This is a genomic window from Bacillus sp. mrc49 (assembly GCF_002803435.1).
In genome coordinates this window covers 1-697 of record NZ_PHNG01000244.1, presented here as the reverse complement: position 1 = coordinate 697, position 697 = coordinate 1, and the positions used below count along the sequence as shown (strand labels likewise).

At 44.5% G+C, this 697-nt stretch carries 1 protein-coding gene; it reads right to left on the bottom strand.

The features are described 5' to 3' along the window. Window positions 1-135 precede the first annotated feature (135 nt). A partial coding sequence (locus CVN76_RS01770; RefSeq protein ID WP_198512420.1) for an Hsp33 family molecular chaperone HslO occupies window positions 136-697 on the bottom strand: 562 nt, incomplete at its 5' end.

Below are 697 nucleotides of genomic sequence, written 5' to 3'. Positions count from 1 at the left end.
CTCCTCTCCTATTACGGATTTAGAAGTGATTAATGGTTTTATGACAAAGATAATGATAGTCAAAAGGTTCAGCACAGCAAGGCCGGCAATGATCGCCCGAAGCTTTTGTTTAGGCAAGACCTTTTCCTCCGTCAATTATTTTTCTGTTTCTGCTTCCAGTTCTTCAAGATCTTCTTTCGAGAATTGGTAGGTTTCATTGCAAAAATGGCATTGCGCCTCCGCTTTTCCTTCTGTCTCGATAATATCCCGAATTTCATCTTTCCCAAGGCTGATCAATGCATTGGCAATTCTCTCCCTTGAGCATTGACAGGAGAATTCGACATCCATTTTTTCTAAAATGTTCACATTGCCTTCACCCAAAATTTCCGTTAGGATTTCTTCCGGCGTCAAGCCTCTTTGAATCATTTTCGAGACAGGCTCGATTGTGCTCAGGCGACTCTCGATTTTGGAGATCGTTTCATCGGATGTTCCAGGCAGCAATTGGATGATGAATCCACCCGCCGCAAGAATCGAATTATCAGGATTCACCAGGACCCCTACACCCACTGAAGATGGCACCTGTTCAGAAGTGGCAAAATAATAGGTGAAATCCTCACCTAATTCGCCAGACACAATTGGCACTTGCCCTGAAAAGTTATCCCGAAGACCGATATCCTTGACAACCGTCAGCAACCCTTCCGTTCCGACAGCTTTCCTG